This is a genomic window from Clavibacter lycopersici (assembly GCF_003576405.1).
In the GTDB taxonomy this organism is placed as follows: domain Bacteria; phylum Actinomycetota; class Actinomycetes; order Actinomycetales; family Microbacteriaceae; genus Clavibacter; species Clavibacter lycopersici.
This window is the reverse complement of record NZ_QWGT01000181.1, coordinates 1-5,747: the sequence shown is the minus strand read 5'-3', so window position 1 is coordinate 5,747 and position 5,747 is coordinate 1. Positions and strand designations below refer to the sequence as shown.

At 71.4% G+C, this 5,747-nt stretch carries 6 protein-coding genes; all 6 read left to right on the top strand.

The window, feature by feature from the left end; genetic code table 11:
* The coding region (locus tag DZG00_RS11455; RefSeq protein ID WP_147359982.1) for an FHA domain-containing protein at positions 1-211 on the top strand (211 nt) is incomplete at its 5' end.
* On the top strand, positions 208-792 hold the full coding sequence (locus DZG00_RS11450) for an FHA domain-containing protein FhaB/FipA (protein ID WP_119382029.1): 585 nt from the start codon (positions 208-210) through the stop codon (positions 790-792). The genes DZG00_RS11455 and DZG00_RS11450, both read left to right, overlap by 4 nt.
* Positions 793-796: 4 nt before the next feature.
* Entirely contained in the window at positions 797-2,059 is a 1,263-nt protein-coding gene (locus tag DZG00_RS11445; RefSeq protein ID WP_119382028.1) for a PP2C family protein-serine/threonine phosphatase, read from the top strand.
* Positions 2,052-3,449 (top strand): FtsW/RodA/SpoVE family cell cycle protein, encoded by a 1,398-nt coding sequence (locus DZG00_RS11440; RefSeq protein WP_119382027.1) that lies wholly within the window; start codon positions 2,052-2,054, stop codon positions 3,447-3,449. The genes DZG00_RS11445 and DZG00_RS11440 overlap by 8 nt, the downstream gene beginning before the upstream one ends.
* Entirely contained in the window at positions 3,446-4,897 is a 1,452-nt protein-coding gene (locus DZG00_RS11435; protein ID WP_119382026.1) for a peptidoglycan D,D-transpeptidase FtsI family protein, read from the top strand. Before DZG00_RS11440 ends, DZG00_RS11435 begins: the two co-directional genes overlap by 4 nt.
* Positions 4,894-5,747: serine/threonine-protein kinase (locus DZG00_RS11430; protein ID WP_147359981.1), on the top strand; the 854-nt coding region annotated here is incomplete at its 3' end. The genes DZG00_RS11435 and DZG00_RS11430, both read left to right, overlap by 4 nt.

Genomic DNA, 5,747 nt, shown 5'->3' with positions numbered 1-5,747 from the left:
ATCCCGCGCCCAGGTCCGCGACCTCGGCTCCACGAACGGCTCCGAGCTGAACGGCGCGCCCGTCACGAAGGCGCCGCTGCCGCCTGAGTCCGTCATCCGCATCGGCCGCACCGCCATCACCTTCCGCGTCGTGCCGCAGGCCACCGAGGAGCGCGGCGGCCGCGGCTCGCAGGGGCAGCGCCACGACGACGGGTTCTGGGGAGCGTCGTGACCGAGCTGACCCTCCTCGTCCTCCGCCTCGCGTTCCTCGCGGTGCTGTGGCTGTTCATCTTCGGCATCGTCTACGCGTTGCGCTCCGACCTCTTCGGCCAGCGCGTGCGGAAGCTCCGCGAGGAGACGGGCCAGGGCGGCGGATCCCCGTTCCCCCAGTCGCCGTACGCCGCGGCCGCCTCCGCCCCGCCCCGCGCGGCCCAGCCGGTCGTCCAGCCGCCGCCCATCTCCACGATGCCGTCGGGTGCCAACTCGGGCGCCGTCCCGTCCCGGGCGAAGGCCACCACCTCCACCGCCCGCCACCTCGTCATCACCTCCGGCGCCAAGGCCGGCACCGAGATCCCGCTGGGCACCGAGCCGCTCACCATCGGCCGGTCGAGCGAGTCGGGCCTCGTGATCCGCGACGACTACACGTCCACCCACCACGCGCGCCTGCTGCTCTGGAACGACGAGTGGATGATCCAGGACCTCGACTCGACCAACGGCACCTTCCTCGACGGCAAGCGCGTGAGCGTCCCGACGCAGGTGCCGCTCGACACGCCGATCCGCATCGGCGCGACCAGCTTCGAGCTCAGGCGGTAGCGGCGTGGCGACAGTGACGCAGGCCGCCGCCGTCTCCCACGTGGGCAAGGTCCGGTCGAACAACCAGGACTCGGGCTACGCGGGGCGGAACCTCTTCGTCGTCGCCGACGGCATGGGCGGGCACGCGGGCGGCGACGTCGCCTCCGCGGTCGCCCTCACGCGGATCATCGAGGCCGACAAGCCGTACTCGTCCGCGCACGACGCCGAGTTCGCGCTGCAGGCCGGGCTCGTCGCCGCCAACCAGCTCCTCGCCGAGACCGTGTTCGAGCACTCCGAGCTCACCGGCATGGGCACCACCGTCAGCGCCCTCGCCCGCGTCGACCGCCACGTCGCCATCGCCCACATCGGCGACTCGCGCATCTACCTCTTCCGCCGCGGCGAGCTCAGCCAGATCTCCGCCGACCACACGTTCGTGCAGCGCCTCGTCGACAGCGGCCGCATCACGCCGGAGGAGGCGCTGGTCCACCCGCGCCGCTCCGTGCTGATGCGCGTGCTCGGCGACGTCGACGCCGCGCCCGAGGTCGACACCCAGGTCCTCGACACGCACACGGGCGACCGCTGGCTGCTCTGCTCGGACGGCCTCAGCAGCTACGTCACCGAGGAGCGGATCACCGAGATCCTCGCGACCGCGGGCACGCCGGACACCGTCGCCGACGCGCTCGTGAAGGAGTCGCTCGACCACGGGGCCCCCGACAACGTCACGGTCGTCGTCGTCGACGTGCTCGACGAGGACGACGAGGCCGCGGCGGCCCGCCCGGAGCCCGAGCCCGTGCTCGTCGGATCCGCGTCCCAGCCCCTCGCGTTCGGCGACGAGCCCGCGAAGCGCGCCGTCCGCATCCCGTCGCTGCTGCTGCACCCGCTGCGCGCCACGACGGCCGCGCGCGACGCCCAGTTCGAGCCCGAGTCGGACCAGTACCTCGAGGCCCTCATCGCCGAGGACAAGCGCCGCGCGCTCCGCCGCCGCGTCACGTGGCTGGTCGGCGTCGCGCTGATCCTCGCGGGCCTCGTCCTCGCCTGCGTCCTCGGCTACCGCTGGACCCAGTCGCGCTACTACGTGGGCGAGGCCGACGGCACCGTCGCGGTCTACAACGGCGTGCAGCAGACCATCGGCCCGATCGAGCTCTCGCACGTCTACGCCCGCACCGAGGTGCAGGTCGACGACCTCCAGCCGTTCTACCGCCAGCAGGTGGAGCAGACCATCAACGCCGACTCGCTCGCGGGCGCCCAGGAGATCGTGAACCGGCTGCAGGAGGCCGCGGGTGGCTAGGGCCGGCGTGGCGGACGCCCCGGCGCGCTCCCGCGAGCGCGCGCCCAAGGTGCCGCGGATCCGCGTGCCCCGCCGCCTCCGCGACCTCGAGCTCGCGCTGGTCGTGCTGGCCTCCGTCATCAACGGCGGCGCCCTCTACCTCGTGCAGCTCGGCGCGCTCGGCGCGTTCGACCAGAGCTTCTTCATCCCCGCCACGGGCCTCGCCGTGCTGGTGCTCGGGATGCACGTGGCGCTGCGCTGGCTGGCGCCCGACGCGGATCCGTTCATCCTCCCCATCGCCACCGCGCTCAACGGCCTCGGCATCGCGGCCATCTACCGGCTCGACCTCGCGGGCGGGCTGTCCGGCTGGGACAGCGTGGCCGTGCGGCAGATCGTCTGGTCGGGCCTCGCCATCGTGTGCGCGCTCGCGGTCATCGTGCTGCTGAAGAACCACCGCGTGCTGCAGCGCTACCGCTACATCGCCATGTTCATCGGCCTGATCCTGCTGCTCCTGCCGATGCTCCCCGTCATCGGCCAGAACATCAACGGCGCCCGCGTCTGGATCCACATCGGCGGCTTCTCGTTCCAGCCCGGCGAGATCGCGAAGATCTGCCTCGCCGTGTTCTTCGCCGGCTACCTGGTGACCGCGCGCGACAGCCTCTCCATGGTGGGCGTCAAGGTGCTCGGGATGCGCTTCCCGCGCATCCGCGACCTCGGCCCGATCCTCCTCGTGTGGGCCGTGTCGATGAGCGTCCTGGTCTTCCAGCGCGACCTCGGCACGTCGCTGCTCTACTTCGGCCTCTTCATCGTCATGACCTACGTGAGCACGGGCCGCATCGGCTGGGTGGTCCTCGGCCTCGTCCTGTTCCTCGGCGGCGCGTACGGCGCGAGCACGCTCGGCTACGTCGGCGGCCGCGTCGACGCATGGCTGAACCCGTTCGACCCCGCCGTCTACGACGCGAACGGCGGCAGCTACCAGCTCGTCACGGGCCTGTTCGGCATGGCGGACGGCGGGCTGTTCGGGCGCGGCCTCGGCAGCGGCATGCCCCAGCTCACGCCGCTCGCCAACAGCGACTTCATCCTCGCGAGCCTCGGCGAGGAGCTCGGCCTCACGGGCGTCTTCGCGATCCTCGCCCTCTACCTGCTCCTCGTCTCGCGCGGCTTCCGCATCGGCTTCGCCGGCCAGGACGACTTCGGCAAGCTGCTCGGCATCGGCCTGTCGTTCGTCATCGCGCTGCAGGTGTTCATCGTCATCGGCGGCGTCACGCGCGTGATCCCGCTCACGGGCCTCACGACGCCGTTCATGGCGGCGGGCGGATCCTCGCTGCTGGCCAACTGGATCATCGCGGCCCTGCTCCTCCGCCTCTCCGACACCGTCCGCAACCAGCCCCGATTGGTGGTCGAGTCGTGAACCGCGAGCTCAAGCGCGTCTCCGTGTTCGTCCTGGCCATGTTCGTGGCCCTGTTCGTCGCGGCCTCCGTCATCCAGGTCGTCTCCGCGCCCACGCTGCAGGCGGATCCGCGCAACAGCCGCACCATCATCGCCAGCTACTCGGCCGAGCGCGGCTCGATCCTCGTCGACGGCACGCCCATCGCCTCCTCCGTCCCTGTCGACGACCAGTACAAGTTCCTCCGCACGTACACGCAGCCCGACCTCTACAGCGCGGTCACCGGCTACTACACGCTCGGCCAGGGATCCACGGGCCTCGAGGACTCGATGAACGACGTCCTCAGCGGCACGAGCGGCACCCAGTTCTTCGACAGCCTCACGCGCACCTTCACCGGGCAGGACCCCAAGGGCGCGTCGGTCGAGCTCACGATCGACCCGGCGGTGCAGCAGGCTGCGTACGACGCGCTGGGGTCGCTGCAGGGATCCGTGGTCGCGATCGAGCCGAAGACCGGCCGCATCCTCGCGATGGTCTCCAAGCCCGGCTACGACCCGAACGCCCTCGCGTCGCACGACCGGAAGGCCGTGCAGCAGAGCTACTCGTCGCTCCTGGCCGACCCGTCGAACCCGCTCATCAACCGCGCGGTGAACAGCCTCAACCCGCCCGGATCCACGTTCAAGCTCATCACCGCCGCCGCCGCCATCGAGTCCGGCCAGTACACGCCCGACTCCCTGCTGCCGAACCCGCCGACGTTCACGCTGCCCGGCACCGGCACGGTCATCACGAACGCCGGCGAGGGCGCGTGCGGCTCCGAGCCCGAGGTCAGCATCGCGACCGCGCTGCGCCTCAGCTGCAACATCCCGTTCGCGCAGCTCGGCATCGCCCTCGGGTCCGAGCGGATCGCGCAGATGGCCGACGCGTTCGGCTACGGGAAGTCGGTCGACGTCCCCATGTCCAGCGCCAAGAGCGTCTTCTCCCCCGACCTCGACGACGCGCAGACCGCGCAGTCCGCCTTCGGCCAGCTCGACGTCCGCGCCACCCCGCTGCAGACCGCCATGGTCACCGCCGGCATCGCGAACGGCGGCGACGTGATGCAGCCGACCGTCGTCGACAGCGTGCTCAACCCCGACCTCAGCGAGCTGTCCGGCTTCTCCCCCCGCCGCTTCGCCGACCCGATCTCGAAGGAGACCGCCGCCACCATGACCCGGATGATGATCGACGACGTCCAGAGCGGCGTCGCGTCGAATGCGAGAATCAGTGGCGTCGACGTCGCCGGCAAGACGGGCACCGCGCAGAACGGCACCGACGACCCGTACACGCTGTGGTTCACCGGCTTCGCGCCGGCGGAGGACCCGCAGGTGGCGGTCGCGGTCCTGGTCGAGGACGGCGGCGGACGAGGACGATCGGGCTCGGGGAACACCCTCGCCGCCCCCGTGGCGAAGAAAGTGATTGAGGCGGTGCTGGACAGATGAGACCCACGAGCGGACTGACCTTCGGAGGGCGTTACCAGCTGGGCGATCGGATCGCCATCGGCGGCATGGGCGAGGTGTGGGAGGCCACCGACCTCGTCATCGGGCGCAAGGTCGCGATCAAGATCCTCAAGGACGAGTACCTCGGCGACCCCGGCTTCCTCGAGCGCTTCCGCGCCGAGGCCCGCCACGCCGCGCTCGTCAACCACGAGGGCATCGCCAACGTCTTCGACTACGGCGAGGAGGACGGCAGCGCCTTCCTCGTGATGGAGCTGGTGCCCGGCGAGGCGCTCTCCACCATCCTCGAGCGCGAGCGCGTGCTGTCCACCGACAAGGTGCTCGACATCATCGCCCAGACCGCGCTGGCGCTCCACGCCGCGCACCAGGCCGGTCTCGTGCACCGCGACATCAAGCCCGGCAACCTGCTCATCACGCCCGACGGCCGCGTCAAGATCACCGACTTCGGCATCGCGCGCATCGCCGACCAGGTGCCCCTCACCGCCACGGGCCAGGTCATGGGCACGGTCCAGTACCTCTCCCCCGAGCAGGCGAGCGGTCACCCGGCGTCGCCCTCCACCGACGTCTACTCGATGGGCATCGTCGCGTACGAGTGCCTGGCCGGCCGCCGCCCCTTCACGGGCGAGTCGCAGGTCGCCATCGCCATGGCGCAGATCAACGAGCAGCCGCCCGAGCTCCCCGTCACGGTCGCGGAGCCCGTGCGCAACCTCGTCATGTCGTGCATCGCCAAGAAGCCGGCCGACCGACCGCAGAGCGCCGCGCACCTCGCGCGCGCCGCGCAGGCGCTCCGCCGGGGCGACGTCGCCACCGCCACCATCGCGGTCGCGGCCGTCGC